Genomic DNA, 20,866 nt, shown 5'->3' with positions numbered 1-20,866 from the left:
GGGAGGCGGCTTGCCTGCGCCGCACGGCTAATGCCAAATCAGCAACACGCAGGCCGCCGTCAGCAATCCCATAGAGACGTTGAAGGTAATCCAGGCTTTTTTACTGCGCAACAGGCGGCCGATCAACGTACCGAACCCGAGCCATATCGCGCCGGCGACCAGGTTCACCAGTACGATACCGAAGCTTATCGCCATTACCGAGTGGTGATATTCCGCGCCCGGCAGGCTAAAGCTGGCGACCGCCCCCAGCGCCATCAGCCAGGCTTTGGGATTGAGAAATTGCAGCAGCCAGCCCTGATAAAACCGAATAGGCCGCGGCGGCGCGTCCAGGGTTTCCAGCTTTTCATAAGCGGCGGTGGCGACTTTCCACGCCAGCCAAAGCAGATACAAACTGCCCAGCGCTTTCAGCGCGAAATGCAAAGAGGGATAGACCAGGATCAGACTGCCGACGCCGAATGCCACCAGCAATAAAATGCTCTGCATGCCGAACAGAATGCCCAACATCAACCACAGAGAACGCAAAAAACCGAAATTGGCGCCCGACGTCGTCAGCAACATATTGTTCGGACCCGGCGTAATGGCGGCGACCCAGAGAAAACCTAACATCGACAGAAACAAACTCAATTCCATGTAATGGGCGCTCCTCACCCCGAAGCAATTTTGCGGTTATATCCCCGTCATACTTCAAGTTGCCTATGCGTTGACGTCGTTGCCCGCCCCCGCGGGAGCGCCGCAGGCGGATTTGTCGCAGCAATGCCGCCCTCCTGCAACTCGAATTATTTAGGGTATAGTTGTAAAGCATGGACTGTTAAGCGGCGGCATTGAAGCTAACAGCGTGATATTGATTGCACAACATTTTTTCTGGACAAATATCGTGATCATTCCCTGGCAACAGCTCGAACCTGAAACACTGGAAAATCTCATCGAATCCTTCGTTCTCCGCGAAGGCACGGATTACGGCGAGCAGGAGCGGACGCTGCCGCAGAAGGTTGCCGACGTGCGCCGGCAGTTGGAGTCCGGCGCCGTGGCGCTGGTATGGTCGGAGCTGCATGAAACCATCAACATCATGCCCCGCGACCAGCTTAGCGCCGGCAGACATCACCTAAGCTGAAGGCCAAAAAGAAGATGCATCGGCATCATTAACCATGCTAACAATGGTAGAAACCTTTTCAGCCGACTGAAACCTTGTTTTTTGATGACGCGGCTCCGTGAAGCGCCGGAGCGAGCGTCACCATCATGGAGTGAAGCGCCTTATGTCACATAAGCACCCGATTATTGCGGTTACCGGCTCCAGCGGCGCGGGAACCACAACGACCAGCCAGGCATTCCACAAGATTTTTCAGCAGTTAAACATGCGCGCCGCCCGGCTTGAGGGCGACAGTTTTCACCGCTATACCCGTCCGGAAATGGATATGGAGATCCGCAAGGCGCGGGATCTCGGCCGTCATATCAGCTATTTCGGCCCGGAGGCCAACGACTTTAGCCTGCTCGAGCAATCCTTTATCGAATATGGTCAGCACGGACGAGGGAAAACGCGTAAATACCTTCATACCTACGATGAAGCCATTCCCTACAATCAGGTGCCCGGCACATTCACGCCGTGGGAGCCGATGCCCGAGCCGACCGACGTGCTCTTTTATGAAGGGCTGCACGGCGGCGTCGTTACCGCTCAGCACAATGTGGCGCAGCATGTCGATTTGCTGGTCGGCGTGGTGCCTATCGTCAATCTGGAGTGGATTCAAAAGCTGATCCGCGATGTGAACGAACGCGGCCACTCGCGCGAAGCGGTAATGGATTCGGTCGTTCGCTCCATGGAAGATTACATCTCCTACATTACGCCGCAGTTTTCACGCACCCATATCAACTTCCAGCGGGTTCCCACCGTGGACACCTCCAATCCGTTCGCGGCAAAATCGATCCCTTCGCTGGACGAGAGCTTTGTGGTGATCCATTTTCAGGGGCTGGATAATATCGACTACCCCTATCTGCTGGCGATGTTGCAGGGATCGTTTATTTCTCATATCAATACGCTGGTGGTGCCCGGCGGGAAAATGGGGCTGGCGATGGAGTTAATTATGGCGCCGCTGGTGCAGCGGTTGCTGGAAGGGAAAAAAATTCAATAGCCCGACGGATAGGCGCGGCATAACCCGTCGGGTCAATACCGCGCGACGTCGGCTCGGAGCGCTACGCCAACTCCCTGACTTCATGACTGTGGGTCACCTCCACCGCCTGGCTCAGCATCAGCGCCACCGAGCAGTACCGTTCCGCGGAGAGCGCGACCGCGCGCGCTACGGCTTTTTCGGTCAACCCTTTGCCGCTTACGATAAAATGCAGGTTGATATGGGTAAACAGGCGCGGCGCTTCCGCTTTCCGTTCTGACGTAAGCTTAACCTCGCAGTCGGCGACGTCATTACGCCCTTTTTGCAGTATCGATACCACATCGATCGCGCTGCATCCGCCAACCGACATCAATACCATTTCCATCGGGCTCGGCGCTTTATCCCCCGAATTGCCATCCATTAAAACCTGATGTCCGGAAGATGATTCGCCAAGGAATGTTAAACCTTCAACCCACTTCACTCGAGCCCGCATGGCGCCCTCCGCTAAAAATTTTTTGAAATTTTATATCGTTACTGTACAAAATCATCTGATAACCAGAGCTTTATCATGCTGAGGTGAGACAACACAAGACACGTCCTTCAAGCTGTGTTAAAAACAACAGCAGAATCTGCCTTATTCTGGACAAACTCAGATGCCGGGAGATGATGACGTCGCCAGATAAAGGCTTCAGTATATTCCCGGACGTCGCTCTGCCTACACTGAATTTGAACTTTTAACAGTAAATACGCCGTACAGGGAACTCTGAGCCCTGTGATTTGCGCAGTGACTGACAACAGAGGATGATATCGAATGGTTCTCGGCAAACCGCAAACAGACCCGACTCTCGAATGGTTCCTTTCTCATTGCCATATCCACAAGTATCCATCGAAGAGTACGCTTATTCACCAGGGTGAAAAAGCAGAGACGCTTTACTACATCGTGAAAGGCTCTGTCGCCGTGCTGATCAAGGATGAAGAAGGCAAAGAGATGATCCTTTCTTACCTTAATCAGGGCGATTTTATCGGCGAGCTCGGCCTGTTTGAAGAGGGTCAGGAGCGCAGCGCCTGGGTGCGGGCGAAAACGGCTTGTGAAGTCGCTGAAATTTCCTATAAAAAATTCAGACAGCTGATTCAGGTGAACCCCGACATTCTGATGCGTCTGTCTGCTCAGATGGCCAGCAGGCTGCAGGTGACGTCGGAGAAAGTCGGCAATCTGGCATTCCTTGATGTCACCGGGCGTATTGCTCAGACCCTGCTGAACCTGGCGAAACAACCGGATGCCATGACCCACCCGGACGGCATGCAAATAAAAATTACGCGTCAGGAAATCGGCCAGATCGTCGGCTGTTCACGTGAAACCGTGGGGCGGATCCTGAAAATGTTAGAAGACCAAAACCTGATCTCCGCGCACGGCAAAACCATCGTGGTTTACGGCACCCGTTAAGCCGCAATATGATTCGACGATAAAAAACGTGAGAGTATTCTCACGTTTTTTTCCGCACGTAGGGAATGACCCGTCAGGGCAGAACTTTCGCTGACTGGATCACAATCGGCTTGGTGGGCACATTCTGATAAGGGCCGACGTTTTCGGTTTGCACCTGGGCGATTTTATCCGCCACATCCATCCCTTTCACCACTTTACCAAACACCGCATAGCCGAAATCACGCTGCCCATGATCGAGGAACGCATTGTCCGCCACGTTGATAAAGAATTGGCTGGTGGCGCTGTCTTTTTGCGCCGTACGCGCCATAGAAATGGTGCCGCGCAAATTGCGCAAGCCATTATCCGCTTCGTTAACGATCGCCGGATTGGTCGCTTTCTGCTTCATGTCGCTGGTGAAGCCGCCCCCTTGAATCATGAAGCCGGGGATCACCCGGTGAAACGTCGTCCCGTTATAAAAGCCGCTATTAACGTACTCGACAAAATTCTTCACCGAAACCGGCGCTTTTTGATTATCCAGCGCCAGTTCAATATTTCCTGCCGACGTGGTCAGTAAAACATGCGTTGTGCCGGAAGCGGCAAACGCCGGAGAAAAAGCGGTGAGAGAAATAAAGGCTGCCGCCGCAACCAGAGTACGTTTGAGCATGAGAATTCCTTTTTGAAGAAATCGACTACAGAAAGCGTAGTGATTGTAAGTATCCGCACCCGCCAACGCCACCCATTTACTTTTTTTTACGTACGGAATGCCTACCGTAACCCATCATCAGATACCGTACGGCTTGATGCCGGCTTTATTATTAAGGCCTCGCAGTCCGCGCCGCGATCGTTGATGGGTAACGACACAAAGAGTCAGTGAATTATTATTCGACAGCCCATTGAAAAAACAGCATTTTCGCCTATATGATGGTCGCGGTCTGGAAAATGCGCGCCGCACGGTTACGGGAAATGGCGTTCAGGTCAAAGACAGCAGCGTAGCTTATCCAGCGTCGACGGCCGCGGCGCGACGGATAAGAGATCGCCATCGATATTGCTCTTCCGTATTCTGTCCCGGCGGCAGGCGGCTTTTATCAACCCTAATTATCAAGAGGCACCACATGGATTTCCTGCCAATATTCTGTCAGTTACGCGACAAGCACTGTTTGCTGGTGGGCGGGGGAGAAGTGGCGGAACGCAAGGCCAGACTATTATTGGATGCCGGAGCCATTCTTACGGTGAACGCCATCGGCTTCAACGACAAATTTATTCACTGGCAGCAAGAAAAGCGGGCGACCCTGGTTCAGGGATCGTTCGATCCCAAGCTGTTGACGGGCACATGGCTGGTCATCGCCGCCACCGACGATAGCGAAATCAACAGGCAGGTTTACGACCATGCCAGCCAACGGCAGATTTTCTGCAACACCGTGGATGACCCGCAGAGCGCGAGTTTCATTATGCCGTCCATCATCGACCGCTCGCCGCTGATGGTTGCCGTCTCTTCCGGGGGAAGCGCGCCGGTGCTGGCGCGTATACTGCGTGAAAAATTGGAAAGTCTTCTGCCGCAGCACCTTGGCAAGCTGGCCGCCTTTGCCGGAGAACTGCGTCAGCGCGTGCAAAGCCGCTTCAGAAAATCGGATACTCGCCGTCGCTTCTGGGAAAAACTGTTTATTCACGATCGGCTGCTGCAATCGCTGGCGAATGACGACGCCGCCAGCGTCCAGCGCCTCACCGAGCAACTATTTTCTGAACCGCTCGATGACAGAGGGGAAGTAACGCTGGTGGGCGCGGGCCCCGGCGACGCCGGGCTATTAACGCTGAAAGGCTTACAGAAGCTACAGCAGGCGGATATCGTGGTTTACGATCGCCTGGTTTCAGAGGGGGTGCTTAACCTGATAAGACGCGACGCCGAGCGTATTTTCGTCGGCAAACAGTCGGGACATCATTGCATTCCTCAGGAACAGATTAATCAGCTGCTGCAGGAAAAAGCGCTGGCGGGAAAACGGGTCGTACGGCTGAAAGGCGGCGATCCTTTCATATTCGGCCGCGGCGGCGAGGAGCTGGAGCATTTGCGACAGGCCGGAATCCCCTTCTCTGTGGTGCCGGGCATTACCGCCGCCTCCGGCTGTTCGGCCTATAGCGGCATCCCGCTGACGCACCGCAACTACTCTCAGGGAGTACGGCTAATCACCGGCCATGTCCAGCATGACGCCGAGCTTGATTGGGCCAGTCTGGCGGCCGAAAAACAGACGCTGGTGTTCTACATGGGCCTGCAGCAGGCCGATTATATTCAGCGAAAATTGATAGAACAGCAGCTTCCTGAAACCGTACCGGTGGCGCTGGTCGAAAATGGCACTTCCACGGCGCAGCGGGTATTCGCCGGGCAGCTGTCGCAGCTTGGGGAGCTGGCAAAACAGGCCGTTAGCCCGAGCTTAATCATTGTCGGTAATGTCGTCGGCCTCAGAGAAAAACTGAACTGGTTTACCCAGCCGGCAGAATAACCGCCGGGCGCTTTTGCTATCCGAACGCCGCCGGCCGCGCGGAGAGAAACAAGGATCGCGACGCGCCAGCGCACCAAAATAGATCGCAAAGCCAAAATAGTGCAACACATGCACTATTTTGGTTACCTCCCGGCGAACAGAGCGACTCTTCTCCCCTCGCCTTCCATCCCGGCGATCATTTTCCCATTAAATTCATATTATTTTATAAGCAAAATATATGAATAATTAGTCAGTCGCCGAATCAACAAAAAGTGGCCTGGATATTGCTTAGTTCCCTAAGTACTTCAACAGAATAGCAAAGCGATACCCGGCTGAAATCCCGCAGACCCGGTCTGGACATATCTCTCTGTTTGTCTCTGAAGAAGCTACCTATCCGCATCGTCGTTCCCGAACAGGGTGAGCGGTCCTCTGATCACAAAAAACGTTCTGTATCTATCGGTATCGGAACAATAAATCGTTGGGAGCTATCTGTGGAAGAAGTGACTTTCTGGCAACTCATCAGTTTTGGTGAAAATGGCTGGGGAAAATTATTACTGATCGGTATGGGCATGACGCTGGCGCTGGCGTGCGGCGGGTTTCTGCTTGGCGCGCTGATCGGCACGCTCGGCGCCTGGGCGAAAATCTGCGGCAACCGTCCCGCGCGCTATCTGGCTGACGCCTACACCACGATCGTACGCGGCGTGCCCGATCTGCTTATCATCTATTTGCTCTATTTCGGCGGCAGTTCGGCGTTAACCACGATCGCCAATCTATTCGGCAGCAATGAATTTTTGGGCCTTCCCGGTTTTGTCGCCGGGGTTATCGCCGTCGGCGTCTCTTCCGGCGCGCAGCAGACAGAAGTGTTCCGCGGCGCGTTTTACGCCTTATCCAAAGGCGAGATCGAAGCGGCCAAGGCCTGCGGTATGTCAACCATGCTGCGCCTGCGGCGCATCATCATGCCGCTATTGCTGCGCCATGCGCTCCCCGCGCTGGGCAACGTTTGGCAATTGGTGTTGAAAGCCTCGGCCCTGGTATCCGTTACCGGCGTCGCCGAACTGCTGAGCCAGTCCCAGACCGGCGCCGGTTCGACAGGCAAACCGTTTGATTTCTTTATGGCGGCGGCGATGCTTTATCTGCTTATCTCTCTCTGTTCCGGCTGGATCATGCGCCGGACGGAAGCCTATTATTCCCGGGGTGTGAAACGCTGATGGATTTTTCTTTTATTTATGAAACGTTTCTGGAAATTATTCCCGGTATTCCCTTAACCCTGCAACTGGCGATCGGCTCCGTATTTCTCGGGTTCTTTCTGGCGCTGGGCCTGGCGTTAATGCAGATTGGCGGCAACCCCGTGCTACGCGGCATCGCCCGTACCTATGTGCTGTTTTTTCGCGGTACGCCGTTACTGGTGCAGCTATTCCTGATCTATTACGGACTGGGACAATTCTCCTGGATCAGGGAAAGCGTTCTCTGGCCGTTGCTGCGCGAGCCTTATTGGTGCGCGCTGCTGTCCCTCAGCCTGTGTACCGGCGCTTACGCCAGCGAAATTATCCGCGGCGGACTGCAGTCCGTCCCCGCAGGACAGATCGAAGCCGCCCGCGCCTGCGGCATGCCGACGCTGATGATTTTCAGACGCGTTATTTTTCCGCAGGCGTTGCGTCAGGCGCTGCCCGCTTACGGCAATGAATTGATCTCCATGATCAAATCCACGTCATTAGCGTCCATTATTACGCTGATGGAAATTACCGGCATCGCGGCGCGCATCATCTCTGAAACTTACCGGGCGCTCGAAGTGTTCCTGATCGCCGGCGCGATCTATCTCTTTATCAACCTTATTCTGACGCGTCTGCTGATATGGGCGGAATATAGCGTCACGCCTCACTTACGCGCGCCTGTCGCACAGCCGACGGCAAAAAAAATTAAGAAATTGGGAGATATCCAATGACCACGCCAGCGATTAGCCTGCGAAACATTCATAAAAGCTTCGACTCTCTGGAAGTGTTGAAAGGGATCTCTCTTGATGCCAACCAGGGAGAGGTGGTTTCCATTCTCGGTTCGTCCGGTTCGGGAAAATCCACCTTATTGCGCTGCATCAATATGTTGGAGCTGCCCGATCGGGGCGAAATCATCGTCGACGGCGAGACGATCGCCATGCAAACCAATCGCAAGGGGCAGAGCCGCCCGTCCAACCTCAAGCAGATCGAACGCATACGTTCACGGCTCGGGATGGTATTTCAGAACTTCAATCTGTGGTCGCATAAAACCGTATTGGAGAACGTGATCGAAGCGCCGGTGCACGTATTAAAACGCCCGCACGCGGAGTGCGTGGAGCACGCCCGGCACCTGCTGGAAAAAGTAGGGCTGGCCGATAAACAACATTATTACCCCGCCCACCTCTCCGGCGGCCAGCAGCAGCGGGCGGCCATCGCTCGCGCCTTGGCCATGGCGCCGAAAGTCATGCTGTTTGACGAACCGACCTCCGCGCTCGATCCGGAGCTGGTCGGCGAAGTTTTGCGCGTTATGCGCGCGCTGGCCGATGAAGGGATGACCATGCTGGTCGTCACCCATGAGATGGACTTCGCCCGCGAAGTCTCTAATCGCGTGGTCTTTTTGCATCAGGGCGCCATCGAGGAACAGGGAACGCCGGAACAGGTTTTCACCGCCAGCCAGTCGGCCCGTTTCCGTCAATTTATCGCCAGTTGGTAATGTAACAAACCCATTATTAAAGCTATTTACACCGGGAGAAGATCTTTATGTTGAAATCAAAATTAAAAACCATCGCCTGTTCACTGTGCCTGGCAAGCACGCTGATCGCCGCATTCAGCGCGTCCGCCGCGGAGAAGAAATGGACCACTGTACGGCTCGCCACCGAGGGAGCATACTACCCTTATAACTTCACCAAGCCGGACGGCACGCTAGACGGTTTTGAAATCGATCTGTACAAAGTGCTGTGCGACAACATGCAGGTGAAGTGCGAAATGATGGTGCAGCCATTTACCAGCTCGATTCCTGCGCTGAACGCAGGTAAGTTCGACGCCATCATCTCCGGGATGTCCGCCACCGACAAACGTCGTGAAGTGATCGACTTCAGCCAGCCATATACCCAGGCCGGACAAACCTTTGCAACCTTGAAATCCAGCCCGTTGGCCAAAGAAATGCCGGATATGGGCAAACGCTTCTCGATGAAACCGGAAAACGAAGCGGCGACATTGGCGGAAATTGAAAAACTGAAGCCGCTGCTGAAAGGCAAAACCATAGGCGTACAGTCCGCTTCAATCGCCAGCACCTTCCTGGATAAATATTTCAAAGGCGTAATGACCGTACGTGAGTATAAAACCACGCAAGAGCAAGATCTCGATCTGAAAGCAGGACGCGTGGATTTGGTGATCGCGTCGGCGGCTTACCTGACCGGCGTCACCCAAAAACCGGGCAACGAAAGTATCGTTCTGCCTGGACCACAGTTTGTCGGCGGCATTCTGGGCAGCGGCTCATCGGTCGGCCTGCGTAAATCCGATCCGGAATTAACCGCCCTGTTTAACTCGGCGATTGAGAAAGCGAAAAACGACGGCACGCTGAAAACGCTGAGTGAAAAGTGGTTTGGTATGGATACCGCGCCGCTCTGAGTTCTCTCAGCGATCGCACAATCCATATTTATTACCCAGCGAGAAACGAGTCTACCTAAATGAATGCGACACAAACTGAAGAGACATTGCCGCCGATCGACCCAAACATCGTAGAAGAGATCTGCGCATTGATCGCGGCGAAACGACAACAATTCTGCACGCTCAGCGACGCTATCTGGGATACGCCGGAGCTGAACTATGAGGAGCGCCGCTCCGCCGCGCGGCACGAGGCCGTGTTGCAAGCGGAAGGATTCCGTCTGACGACCGGCATCGCCGGCATGCCCACCGCGTTGCTGGGCGAATATGGCTCGGGCTCGCCGGTTATCGCCATCCTGGGCGAATATGATGCCTTACCGGGCCTAAGCCAGGCGGCGAACGTCGCCGAACCCAGGCCGTTGGAAAATGGCGGCAATGGACACGGCTGCGGACACAACCTGCTGGGCAGCGCGTCGCTACAGGCGGCGACCGCGGTTAAAGATTACCTGCGACAGCATAATCTGCCGGGCACCGTTCGCTTTTACGGCTGTCCCGCGGAAGAAGGCGGCTCATCCAAGGGCTTTATGGTAAAAGCCGGCGTGTTTGACGATGTGGATATCGCCATCTGCTGGCACCCTGCGGCGTTTACCGGGGTGAATAGCCCGGCGTCGCTGGCCTGCAACGAACTGAACTTCTACTTTAAAGGCCGCGCCTCCCACGCCGCCAGCAGCCCGCATCTGGGACGCAGCGCGCTGGACGCGGTGGAGCTGATGAACGTCGGCGTCAACTATATGCGCGAGCATATGCCCTCTTCCGCCCGCGTGCATTACGCGATTACCGACAGCGGCGGCCATGCGCCCAATGTGGTGCAGGCCAACGCCACCGTCCGCTACCTGGTGCGAGCCCGGCAACTGCCGGAGCTGCATCAGTTAGTGAACCGGGTGAAAAAAATCGCCGAAGGCGCCGCGCTGATGACGGAGACCGCGGTCAGCCATGAAGTGCTCAGCGGGGATGCCAATCTGCTCGGCAACGCGCCCCTGGAGCATCGGATGCATGAGCATTTGCTGGCGCTGGGTCCGATTGCGTTCGACGAACAAGACCGTCAGCTCGCCGCGAAATTCCAAGCGGCGATGACGACGGAAGATATCACCAACTCTTACGCCCGTTTCGGACTGAAACCTCAGCCTGGGCAGGCGCTGCATGAAGGCATTTATCCGCTTTATAGCCCCGACCCCGCCTTTATCGGCTCGACGGACGTCGGGACGGTAAGCTGGGTGGTGCCGACCGTGCAGATCCGCGCGGCGACCTACGCCATCGGCACGCCGGCCCACTCATGGCAGTTGGTCGCCCAGGGGAAAGCGGCGGCGGCGCACAAAGGAATGGAATATGCCGCCAGGGCGATGGCCTCGCTGGCGATAGATCTGCTGACAACGCCGAAATTAATTGCGCAGGCGAAGGCCGATCTCGACGCTCAATTGCGGCAAACGCCGTTTGAGAATCCCATCCCGGAGGATGTCTTCCCACCGCTGCCGAAGTGACGGAAACGATCACCACCTCCATAGGAGGTGGTTTAAGAGCGACAACAAAAAGGCCGGAGAATATCACCGGCCTTTTTTTCGTCTTAAGCGCGATGGTTACGGACGGCCGACAAACCCGACCGCATCATACACTTTCCGCAACGTTTCCTGCGCTCGCGCGCTGGCTTTCTCCGCGCCGTCGCGCATGATTTGCTGCAACAGCGCCTCGTCATTGCGAAAGTGGTGGTAGCGCGCCTGCAAATCCGTCAGCATGCCGGATACCGCATCGGCCACCGCGCCTTTCAGATGACCATACATCTGCCCGCTGAACTCCTGTTCCAGTTCGGCGATGGTTTTCCCCGTGACCGCGGAAAGAATATCCAGCAGGTTGGAAACCCCCGCCTTATTCACCACGTCATAACGAACGACGGGCGGCTCATCCGAGTCCGTCACCGCGCGTTTGATTTTCTTCACCACCGATTTAGGATCTTCCAGCAGCCCGATGACGTTATTGCGGTTATCGTCCGATTTGGACATTTTTTTAGTCGGCTCCAGCAAAGACATCACCCGAGCGCCCGACGGCGGAATAAAGGGTTCGGGAACCTTGAAGACATCGCCGTAGAGCGAGTTAAAACGCTGGGCAATATCGCGGCTCAGCTCCAGGTGCTGTTTCTGATCTTCGCCCACCGGCACCTGCGCGGTTTGATATAGCAGAATATCGGCCGCCATCAGCACCGGGTAATCGAACAGACCGGCGTTGATATTCTCGGCATAACGCGCGGATTTATCTTTAAACTGCGTCATACGGCTCAGCTCGCCGAAATAGGTGTAGCAGTTCAGCACCCAGCTCAGTTGGGTATGCTCGGGAACATGCGACTGCACGAAGATGGTGCTCTTTTGCGGATCGATGCCGCAGGCCAGATAGAGCGCCAGCGTATCCAGCGAGGCTTTTCTCAACTGCTGCGCATCCTGACGCACGGTGATGGCGTGCAGGTCGACGATGCAGTAGATGCAATCATAGTCATCCTGCATATTGACCCACTGACGTAACGCGCCCATGTAGTTGCCTATGGTCAGTTCACCAGACGGTTGTGCTCCGCTAAATACAATGGGCTTGCTCATACTAATGCTTCCTGATTTTTTGAAGATGACGCCCCGACAATGGGCAACAAATCGGCAAAACGGTCCAGCACCCTATCCGGATGACTCAGCGCGATCGCTTCACCATAGTTATATCCGTAGGTCATACCGACGCAGGGACAGCCGGCGGCCTGGGATGCCTGAATATCATTGCGAGAATCGCCGACGAACAGCAACTCATGCGCGCGCAGTCCGAGCTTGCCCAATACCAGATAGAGGGGAGCCGGATGCGGTTTTTTAGCGATGACGTCATCACCGCCGATAATAAGGGAAAAATAGGCGTCGATGCCCAGCGATGCCAGTAAAGGCGCGACAAACGGCGTCGGCTTGTTGGTCACTATCGCCATCGGCACCCCCTGCGCGGCCAGTTGGGCCAGCGTCTCTTTTACCTGGGGATAGAGCTTGCTGCCGCTATCGACCGTTTGCGCATAATAGCGGTCGAACGCCTCGCGGGTATCGCGGATACGCTGCGGCGTCGGTTCCACGCCGGCCCATTTCAAGGCGCGTTCGACCAGCACATCGGCGCCGTTGCCGATCCAGGCGGCAACCCGCGCCTCGCCCGCCGCGGGCAGAGCGTCCGCCTGCAGCGCCAAATCGATGGCGGCGGCCAATCCCGGCGCGCTGTTAATCAAGGTGCCGTCCAGATCGAACGCCACGCCCCGAATGGACAGATTTTCGCCGGACGTCGTATTATTCATTCGTCACCTTCGCCAGTTCGCCGCGCATCCGATCGATGACCGCGCGATAGTCAGGCTGGCTGAAAATCGCCGAGCCCGCGACAAACATATCCGCGCCCGCCGCCGCAATCGCGCCGATATTGTCCACCTTGACGCCGCCATCCACCTCCAGGCGGATATCATAGCCGCTGTCGTCAATCAGCTTACGCACCTGCCGCAGCTTATCGAACGTAGAGGGGATAAATGACTGGCCGCCGAACCCGGGGTTAACCGACATCAGCAAAATAATGTCCAGCTTATCCATAACATAATCAAGATAGCTGAGCGGGGTCGCCGGGTTGAAAACCAGACCGGTCTTGCAGCCGTGATCTTTGATCAGCTGCAGCGAGCGATCGACGTGATCTGAAGCTTCGGGATGAAACGTAATGAAACTGGCGCCCGCCTGGGCGAAGTCAGGAATAATGCGGTCGACCGGCTTCACCATCAAATGCACGTCGATCGGCGCCGTAATGCCATAATCCCGCAGCGACTTCAGCACCAGCGGGCCGATCGTCAGATTCGGCACATAGTGGTTATCCATTACATCGAAGTGAACCACGTCGGCGCCGGCCGACAGCGCGTTAGCGGTATCTTCGCCAAGACGGGCAAAATCAGCCGACAGAATAGACGGGGCGATTAAAAACGGTTTCATTCGCTTCTCCAAACGATAAAGTCTGAATTCCTGCTGCCTGAGATGCCTGTTTATCCCTCATCCCGTTCAGCGATGGTTTCTAAACCATACCTCATTTTTCAATCCGCGGGCGTATGAGTCCGTCCGCGGCCTGAAATCTACCGGGTATGCGCGCTTTTGAACAACCGGCACTCGGCCGATCGCTTGACCACGCCGCTCAGCTTACAACCGGTTGCGACCTGATTCATATAACCGCGATCAACAATACCGTTATCAACAATATAAGGCTAAAAGCTCGTTGACTTTACTCCGTCCCAAAATATTGCGGCTGATCGTCCGGCGCGCTTTTACCACATATAAAGACGCATCCTGATACCACTCCCGGGTCAGCAGCGTATCGTGATTGGAAATCAGCACCGGGATCTGGTTTTCAGCCGACAGACGATGGGCCAGCCGGGCCAGATTCTGCTGATCGACGGCATTAAAATTATTGGTGTGATACGCCGTAAAGTTCGCGGTGGCGGACAATGGCGCGTAGGGAGGATCGCAATAGACAACCGAACCGAACTCGGCTTTAGTCAACGTCTGCTGGTAGTGCTCGCAAACAAAAGTTGCGCTTCTGGCCTTAAAAGCGAACCACCGAATCTCCTCTTCCGGAAAATACGGTTTTTTATAGCGGCCAAACGGTACGTTAAACTCGCCGCGCAGGTTGTAGCGGCACAGGCCGTTATAGCAATGACGATTGAGGTAAAGAAACAGCACCGCCCGCCGATAGGCGTCGGTGCAAAGGTTAAACTCTTCGCGCAGCGAATAGAAAGTCTCTGACGTATTCACTTCATCAGTAAAAAGCTTGCGCGAGTCGCGAATAAAGTCGTCCGCATTTGACTTGACGATATTATAAAGATTAATCAAATCGCTATTAATATCGGCCAATATATAGCTGTCGTACTCTGTATTCAGAAATACGGAACCCGCGCCGACAAACGGCTCAATCAGGCAGTTTCCTGCGGGTAAGTAGCGACGAATCTCTTCCACCAGCGGATATTTACCACCAGCCCATTTTAAAAAAGCGCGGTTTTTTTTCATGCCGTCGTTAGTTACTCATACTTTTCAGAGCCGCGGATTGTACTCTGTGTCAGACAGCACATCAGGGCTAAAATTGACGTTACTTATTCAAGTCCTGCTTCACCTGACGGATCGGCTTAACCCATGGTTTTTTCGCTTGCACATCAGCAGGTAGCGCTGCTATCGCCTGCTTCGCTTCCGCAGAGGAAGCATAAACGCCGGTCACCAGCACATACCAGGATTTTCCGTCGCGTTTGGTCTCGTAAACCCACGAATGGGCCAAATTATGCTGTTTCGCATAGGCCTTCAACGTATCCGGGCGCGAAGCGCCGCTCAGTTGCAGAGTAAAGTGGCTGGCCGGGGCATTCTGAATCGAACTCCCCGCGCCGGCGGAAGCGGTCGGCGCGGGCTTATTCGCCGCGGCTGATGCGACGGCTTTCGGCGCATTCGCCGCCGCCGGTTTGCTCGCCGCGGGCGCCGGATGGCTGCTATGCGCGGCGGCGGCACTGCCGCCGTTGCCGTGCGCCGACGCTTTGGCCGGCGGCGGCGTCTGCCGCGGCGGAGCCGCCGGCGACGTGGAGACCGCGCCCGTAGAACCCTGGGAAAGGTCGTTGACACGCCCCTGCTGCTGCGAAAGCGCGTCGGTGATATTGCCCGGCAGCTCGACACGCTGCTGACCGCTTACCGGAGGCTGAGGCTGAGCCTGCGTCGGCGTGCTGGAAATAGGCGGCGCGCTCAGCGTTTGCGGCTGCTGGCCGGCAGTGGCGGCGGCGGAATCATCCACGGGCGTCGCGGTTTCCGCCCCCTGCGATAAAGGCGTCGATGAGGAGAGATCGATATTCTTTTCGCCGGCGGGTTGGTTCTGCGGCTGAGAAGTCTGAGGATGAGAAGGCGCTCGTAAAGCGGAACCGATACCCACGATCAGCAACAGCAGCACCAGTACCCCGATGCCAATCATCAGGTGTTGTCTGGAAAGCGTGATTTTCGGTACGGAAAAACTGCTGCTTCTTTTTTGCTGACGTGTTGGTCGACGGTCACTGGTATCAGGCTTCAGCTCATCTTCCGGCTTAAACTCATCCATTTAAAACCCCCCAACTGCAAAGCTAAAATTCGCCACATCATCCCCAGAGCGAATTATCAATTCATAACGCATTGTATTTTATTAACCATAAACCATCAGCACTTATCTGTCGTTAACACATTTGCCGTTAACAAAAAAAGAAGAGCGCTTAAGCAAGACAATCAGTTATTGACGCCAGCACGAGATCGTGAGCTACGCCGCCGCGAATCTCGGCGTGGCCGATGGACGTCGGCAGCACGAGGCGCAGTTCGCCGGCCAACACCTTCTTATCGCGCATCATATGGGGAAGATAGGATTCCGGCGACATGCGCGCCGGTCCGCTAACCGGCAGACCGGCGCGAACCAGCAGAGAAGTAACGCGCGCGACGTCGTCGGCCGAAAACTGCCCGAGACGCCGGGCGGCGTGCGCGGCCATCACCATACCCGCGGCAATCGCTTCGCCGTGCAGCCAGTTGCCGTATCCCATTTCCGCTTCGATGGCATGACCATAGGTATGCCCGAGGTTGAGCAACGCCCGCATGCCGCTTTCGCGTTCATCGGCGGCGACCACCGCGGCTTTCAGTTCACAGCAGCGGCGAATACAGTAAGCCAGCGCGTTATGATCCAAAGCCCGCAGGGCTTCGATATGCTCTTCCAGCCAGAGAAAGAAATCGCGATCCAGAATGACGCCGTACTTAATGACTTCCGCCAGCCCGGACGATAGCTCCCGCGCGGGCAAGGTTTTCAGGCAATTCAGATCGATCACCACCGATGCCGGCTGGTAGAAGGCGCCGATCATGTTTTTACCCAGCGGGTGATTCACCGCGGTTTTACCGCCGACGGAAGAATCAACCTGCGCCAACAGCGTTGTCGGCACCTGGATAAAACGCACGCCGCGCTGATAGCTGGCCGCGGCGAAACCGGCCAAATCGCCAATCACCCCGCCGCCTAAGGCGACGATCGTCGTATCACGGCCGTGGGGTTTGGTCAGCAACGCGGTAAACACCTGATCCAGTACGGTCAGGGATTTATATTTTTCGCCGTCAGGCAACACAACCTGATCGACACGCACGCCATTTTGCTCCAGCACGCGGCGAACATGTTCAAGGTAGAGGGGGGCCAATGTCTGGTTGGTCACCAGCATGGCCTGATCCCCGGCTTTCAACGGCATAAAAGAAGCCGAGTCATTAAACAATCCGGCGGCTATCGAGATAGGATAACTTCGTTCGGCTAATGTTACGGTAATTCTTTCCATGCTCGTTTAATAACCTGTTCAAAACCTGCGTCACGCAGATGATGTATTATACTCAGTTACTTTCCAGCATATTGATAATCTGGTTAGCAACGACCTTAGCGCTTTGTTCATCGGTTCGGATGGTGATGTCGGCGATCTCCTCATACAGCGGATTCCGCTCTCTCGCCAACTCTTCGAGAACCGCGCGCGGAGGCGCCTCAACTTGAAGTAGCGGACGTTTCTTATCGCGCTGCGTGCGGGCCAGCTGTTTCTCAATCGTCGTTTCCAGATAAACGACCACCCCACGCGCCGAAAGACGGTTGCGCGTCTCGCGTGATTTGACGGAGCCGCCGCCTGTCGCCAGCACGATGCCCTGCTTTTCCGTCAGTTCATTAATGACTTTCTCTTCACGATCGCGGAAGCCTTCTTCGCCTTCCACATCGAATACCCAGCCCACATCAGCCCCGGTGCGTCGCTCAATTTCTTGATCGGAGTCGAAAAACTCCATATTGAGTTGCTGAGCTAACTGACGGCCAATAGTGCTTTTGCCGGCACCCATAGGCCCAACCAGAAAGATATTGCGTTTCTCTGCCATGTTTTTTGGTATTACTAAGACAATTCGTTAATGATAACCCGCCCCGCCAATCAACCCAGCGGCGGGACCTAAACTGAAACCTCATGAGCGATAGTGCGAGAATCAGACAAAAAATTATCTCAATACTCAGGGTAGTTTGGCAACCGAATAAAATGTCACGCGCCCCGCAGGGGGAAATATAGCGCCATGATTCAAGTGGCATCCATACCGGCTTCACGCGCCAAAGCCAGGCGCATCGCCTACTCGGCGCCCGGAGATTGTTTTGTTTGCCGCCAGGCTGCAACTCGAACTATTTAGCGTATGGCGTATGTTTTATCGACATTTTCGGTGGAACAACACTTCTGTGCTCAATTCGCTAACCCTTGTAAGCTAAATCTGCCGCAGCGTCAAACTTAGAAGACACGAATCAACTAAAATGTTGCGCCGATCCGATGAAAATCCTGCCGCGTATTATCCTTTATCCTGGCGGAATCAGGGTCGGCGTAATAAAAATAACCAGTTCCCGACGGGTATCCCGCCGCGTACTATTTTTGAACAAATGGCCGAGCACGGGAATATCGCCCAATGCCGGAACCTGACTGTCGATACGGCTTTTCTGCCGCTGAAATATCCCGCCCAGCACGATGGTTTCGCCATCGGCGACGGTGACCTGGGTTTGTATTTCCTGCTTATCTATCGCCAGCGCCTCGCCGTTATCGCTCTGTTTTATCGTCTGCCCCGGCATGTTTTGACTGATCTTCAGATTCATGGTGATGCGCCCGCCCCGCAGAATGCTTGGCGTCACCTCCATCCCCAAGACCGCCTCTTTAAATTCGATCGAGGTGGAGCCGCTGGCGCCGCTGGATACCTGATAGGGAATCTCCGTTCCCTGCTTAATGCTGGCGGTTTGCTGATGAGCGGTAAGCAGACGGGGACTGGCGATGATTTCCACCTGATTTTCCTGCTCTAACGCCATAAGCTCCAGCTCAAGCAGGCGTCCGTTCAGCCGCGCCAGATGAAAACCCGCGTTGATCGCGGGCGTCTCTATCGGCAAGCTGATATTAAAATTGTTCAACCGCAGCGCTTTATTGGTTTTTTCGCCCGCGCCCAGCCCCCAGTTGACCCCCAGCTCCTGCAGGTTTTCGCTGCTGATGGTCACGATATGCGCCGCAAGCTGTACCTGCGACAGCGGCAAATCCAGCTCGCTCATCCACAGCTTCAACTGCTCCAGCGCCGCGGCCGTATCGCGGAGCAGCAAGGTATTGGTGCGCTTATCCACGGTAACGCTCCCCCGATCGGTAAGCAGCGCTGCGCGCTGAGCCTGGACGCTGGCGGCGATCTCCGCCGCATCGGCGTAGCGCAGCGAAACGGAAAGATTGCTCAATGGCTCTCTTTGCGCCTGCTGAGCAAGACGCGCCTCTTTTTGCTGCTGCAAGATGTCGAAGTGGGACGCGGGATACACCAGCAGTACATTACCCTGCCGCTCCACCCCAAGCTGCCCCATCTGCAAGACGATATCCAGCGCCTGCCGCCAGGGCACTTCCGATAGTCGCAGGCTAATCGTGCCTTCCACGCCCGGCGCCACGACCACGTTTAGCCGCCGATGATCCGCCAGAGCCTGCAATACCCGCTGTATCGGCGCCTCATCGAATGCCATGGAGACCGGCGCATCGCTCTGCGCCTGCGCCGCGATGCAAACAGCAAGCGACAGAGCCGGGATCGGCATTTTCTTCATCATTCGCATCGCCATAACACTCCCTGTTCCAAATTCGATTCCACAGCATTTTTCCTATTGCGCAGGCGTTTTTTTATGACGGGCTTCCTGCCCGGCGCCCTCCGGACCGTCGCCAGCGACGTTGAAAAACGCTCCCGGCGTTTTTTTAACGAAAGGCGACGCCATGGAAATCTCTGCCGGCGCGCCGGCACAGCGTTCATTGCGAACCACCGCCGTCAAGGTGGCGCCGGACTTGTCCAAACGGCTGACCTGCCAGTCTCCCGGCGGGATCACCGTCCCCGTCGTTAACCGCTGCCAGCCGTTTTCCATTTGCGCCAACCACCCCACCCACGTCTGGCCGGAGCCGATCACGCCCTTGAGTCGCCAGCGCCGCGTAACCTCAATCGAGGCGCAATCGGCGGCAAGTACCGGCTGGAAGGGATCCCGGACGGCCGTCCGCGCGTCGGTCGAGGTGATGGCGCATAAAGCGATAAACGCCAGAATAAAGCGGCCCTGCGCCGTTCTACTCAATTTCCTGCCTCCGTTCCGCCGTCGGTTTCATCAGACTCATTTCTATATGCAGCCCCTCTTCTGCCGACCTCATCGCCAATCCCTCGATCCGTAGCACATACGGCAGCGCGATATAGTTGCGCAACACCTGCAGCGCCCCCTGATAGTCGGCGCGAAAGGTTACTAGCCAGGCACTATGGCTATTCTGACGGGGCGAGGGCCGCCAGGAGAGCAACAGCGCGCCGGATCGCGACAAGGGTGCGGCGGCCAACGGCATATCCTCATGAGATAAGGTTTTTTCCTTTTCCCGCTCCGCCAACTGCATTTTCAATGCGGCGAAAGGGGGCATGGCGTCCAGCTGTTGCTGCATATGCCGTATCGCGGCGCGCCGCTCGGCAATCATTTGCTCAACCTGCGCCGTTCGCCGCTGCTCCGCCGCCGGAAGCAGCGCCGTGCCGAGTAGCGAAAAAACGCCGACCAATATGACCTGCGCCGCCGTCAACGCCCACAGCGGTTTACTCCCCCACCCCGGCCAATTAAGTATCAGGTTAATCACCGGCGCGCCCGTCCGTTGTTGAGTCGGCAAGCGCCCAATCCGCCTGAAGCGAAAAGAGCAGCGGCGTCCGGTCATTCTGGCGCCGAGCCTGGAGTACCCGAACCCGCGCCAGATCGGGATGGCGGGCCAGCGAACGATTCAGCCCGGTAATATCGCTATCGTTTGCGCTCAGCCCGGAAATCAGCATGCTATCGCCGCGATCGGCGAGCTCCGTCAGCCAGAGGCCTTTAGGCGCCATCGCCCCCAGTTGCTCCAGCAGATTCAGATAACGCCGGTTGTGGCGAAGCGCCGCCTCGTCGGCGTCGCGCTGCGCCTGATAATCGCGCAGCCGATGCCACATCAGGCGAGTTTGCTGATGTTGCAGCGTTAATCGCCGCTGCTGCGCCGCCAGGTCGCTCAGTTCGCGTTGCAATATCAGCCGTTGCTGGTGCCAAAACCAATAAAAACCGGCGAGCGCGATAGCGGCCAATGTCAGTTGCAGCAGCAATAACGCCAGCCAGCGGCGCGCGCGCCGGCGTAACCGCTGCCTGCGCCAGGGCAGAAGATTAACCAGTTGCATG

23 protein-coding genes are annotated in these 20,866 nt (G+C 55.9%); 9 read left to right on the top strand and 14 right to left on the bottom strand.

Annotation, left to right across the window (positions count from 1 at the left end):
* Positions 1–27 precede the first annotated feature (27 nt).
* Positions 28–630, bottom strand: coding sequence for a LysE family translocator (locus VSX58_RS14780; protein WP_327618758.1), 603 nt, complete (start codon positions 628–630; stop codon positions 28–30).
* A gap of 244 nt (positions 631–874) precedes the next feature.
* Here VSX58_RS14780 and VSX58_RS14775 point away from each other — a divergent pair, with 244 nt between their 5' ends.
* Positions 875–1,111, top strand: coding sequence for a YheU family protein (locus VSX58_RS14775; protein WP_327618757.1), 237 nt, complete (start codon positions 875–877; stop codon positions 1,109–1,111).
* A 142-nt stretch (positions 1,112–1,253) separates the two neighbouring features.
* Positions 1,254–2,123, top strand: coding sequence for a phosphoribulokinase (locus VSX58_RS14770; protein WP_327618756.1), 870 nt, complete (start codon positions 1,254–1,256; stop codon positions 2,121–2,123).
* A gap of 61 nt (positions 2,124–2,184) precedes the next feature.
* On the opposite strand, the gene VSX58_RS14765 is transcribed toward VSX58_RS14770, so the two are convergent.
* A complete protein-coding gene (locus tag VSX58_RS14765; protein WP_327618755.1) occupies positions 2,185–2,592 on the bottom strand; it encodes an OsmC family protein in 408 nt (135 codons plus the stop codon).
* A gap of 318 nt (positions 2,593–2,910) precedes the next feature.
* Between VSX58_RS14765 and crp the strand changes: the two genes are divergently transcribed.
* On the top strand, positions 2,911–3,543 hold the full coding sequence (gene crp, locus VSX58_RS14760; RefSeq protein WP_004090925.1) for a cAMP-activated global transcriptional regulator CRP: 633 nt from the start codon (positions 2,911–2,913) through the stop codon (positions 3,541–3,543).
* 73 nt (positions 3,544–3,616) lie between these two features.
* On the opposite strand, the gene ppiA is transcribed toward crp, so the two are convergent.
* Entirely contained in the window at positions 3,617–4,186 is a 570-nt protein-coding gene (gene ppiA, locus VSX58_RS14755) for a peptidylprolyl isomerase A (RefSeq protein WP_327618754.1), read from the bottom strand.
* A 448-nt stretch (positions 4,187–4,634) separates the two neighbouring features.
* Between ppiA and cysG the strand changes: the two genes are divergently transcribed.
* The 6 genes from cysG (at position 4,635) to VSX58_RS14725 (ending at position 11,127) form a co-directional block, all read left to right on the top strand.
* Entirely contained in the window at positions 4,635–6,014 is a 1,380-nt protein-coding gene (cysG, locus tag VSX58_RS14750) for a siroheme synthase CysG (protein ID WP_327618753.1), read from the top strand.
* A gap of 470 nt (positions 6,015–6,484) precedes the next feature.
* On the top strand, positions 6,485–7,201 hold the full coding sequence (locus VSX58_RS14745; protein ID WP_327618752.1) for an ABC transporter permease: 717 nt from the start codon (positions 6,485–6,487) through the stop codon (positions 7,199–7,201).
* Positions 7,201–7,935: an ABC transporter permease gene (locus VSX58_RS14740; protein ID WP_327618751.1), complete on the top strand. Its 735-nt coding sequence runs from the start codon at positions 7,201–7,203 to the stop codon at positions 7,933–7,935. Before VSX58_RS14745 ends, VSX58_RS14740 begins: the two co-directional genes overlap by 1 nt.
* Positions 7,932–8,696, top strand: coding sequence for an ABC transporter ATP-binding protein (locus VSX58_RS14735; protein WP_327618750.1), 765 nt, complete (start codon positions 7,932–7,934; stop codon positions 8,694–8,696). The genes VSX58_RS14740 and VSX58_RS14735 overlap by 4 nt, the downstream gene beginning before the upstream one ends.
* A 47-nt stretch (positions 8,697–8,743) precedes the next feature.
* On the top strand, positions 8,744–9,613 hold the full coding sequence (locus VSX58_RS14730; protein ID WP_327618749.1) for a transporter substrate-binding domain-containing protein: 870 nt from the start codon (positions 8,744–8,746) through the stop codon (positions 9,611–9,613).
* 59 nt (positions 9,614–9,672) lie between these two features.
* Complete coding sequence (locus tag VSX58_RS14725) at positions 9,673–11,127, top strand: M20 family metallopeptidase (RefSeq protein WP_327618748.1); 1,455 nt, start codon at positions 9,673–9,675, stop codon at positions 11,125–11,127.
* 96 nt (positions 11,128–11,223) lie between these two features.
* Here VSX58_RS14725 and trpS read toward each other — a convergent pair whose 3' ends face one another.
* The 11 genes from trpS to VSX58_RS14670 all read right to left on the bottom strand — a co-directional run bounded on the left by trpS (position 11,224) and on the right by VSX58_RS14670 (position 20,865).
* Positions 11,224–12,228: a tryptophan--tRNA ligase gene (trpS, locus tag VSX58_RS14720; protein WP_327613782.1), complete on the bottom strand. Its 1,005-nt coding sequence runs from the start codon at positions 12,226–12,228 to the stop codon at positions 11,224–11,226.
* Entirely contained in the window at positions 12,225–12,944 is a 720-nt protein-coding gene (locus VSX58_RS14715; RefSeq protein ID WP_327618747.1) for a phosphoglycolate phosphatase, read from the bottom strand. The genes trpS and VSX58_RS14715 overlap by 4 nt, the downstream gene beginning before the upstream one ends.
* Positions 12,937–13,614, bottom strand: coding sequence for a ribulose-phosphate 3-epimerase (gene rpe, locus VSX58_RS14710; protein ID WP_327618746.1), 678 nt, complete (start codon positions 13,612–13,614; stop codon positions 12,937–12,939). The genes VSX58_RS14715 and rpe overlap by 8 nt, the downstream gene beginning before the upstream one ends.
* A gap of 252 nt (positions 13,615–13,866) precedes the next feature.
* A complete protein-coding gene (dam, locus tag VSX58_RS14705; RefSeq protein WP_327613785.1) occupies positions 13,867–14,679 on the bottom strand; it encodes an adenine-specific DNA-methyltransferase in 813 nt (270 codons plus the stop codon).
* 79 nt (positions 14,680–14,758) lie between these two features.
* Positions 14,759–15,739, bottom strand: coding sequence for an SPOR domain-containing protein (locus VSX58_RS14700; protein ID WP_327618745.1), 981 nt, complete (start codon positions 15,737–15,739; stop codon positions 14,759–14,761).
* 148 nt (positions 15,740–15,887) lie between these two features.
* A complete protein-coding gene (gene aroB / locus VSX58_RS14695) occupies positions 15,888–16,973 on the bottom strand; it encodes a 3-dehydroquinate synthase (protein ID WP_327618744.1) in 1,086 nt (361 codons plus the stop codon).
* Between the two features lie 52 nt (positions 16,974–17,025).
* Positions 17,026–17,547, bottom strand: a complete 522-nt coding sequence (aroK, locus tag VSX58_RS14690) for a shikimate kinase AroK (RefSeq protein WP_239784401.1) — start codon at positions 17,545–17,547, stop codon at positions 17,026–17,028.
* A 457-nt stretch (positions 17,548–18,004) separates the two neighbouring features.
* The gene (gene hofQ / locus VSX58_RS14685) at positions 18,005–19,252 is read right to left on the bottom strand and encodes a DNA uptake porin HofQ (protein ID WP_327618777.1); all 1,248 of its coding nucleotides are present in this window, start codon (positions 19,250–19,252) and stop codon (positions 18,005–18,007) included.
* 63 nt (positions 19,253–19,315) lie between these two features.
* Complete coding sequence (locus tag VSX58_RS14680; protein ID WP_327618743.1) at positions 19,316–19,771, bottom strand: HofP DNA utilization family protein; 456 nt, start codon at positions 19,769–19,771, stop codon at positions 19,316–19,318.
* Positions 19,764–20,336, bottom strand: coding sequence for a hypothetical protein (locus tag VSX58_RS14675; RefSeq protein WP_327618742.1), 573 nt, complete (start codon positions 20,334–20,336; stop codon positions 19,764–19,766). Before VSX58_RS14675 ends, VSX58_RS14680 begins: the two co-directional genes overlap by 8 nt.
* Positions 20,299–20,865: a PilN domain-containing protein gene (locus tag VSX58_RS14670; RefSeq protein ID WP_327618741.1), complete on the bottom strand. Its 567-nt coding sequence runs from the start codon at positions 20,863–20,865 to the stop codon at positions 20,299–20,301. Before VSX58_RS14670 ends, VSX58_RS14675 begins: the two co-directional genes overlap by 38 nt.
* Position 20,866: the final 1 nt, after the last annotated feature.

This window comes from Brenneria populi (assembly GCF_036016195.1).
Taxonomy (GTDB): Bacteria; Pseudomonadota; Gammaproteobacteria; order Enterobacterales; family Enterobacteriaceae; genus Brenneria; species Brenneria populi.
The sequence above is the reverse complement of the archived record's forward strand: the minus strand, read 5'-3'. Positions and strand labels throughout refer to the sequence as shown.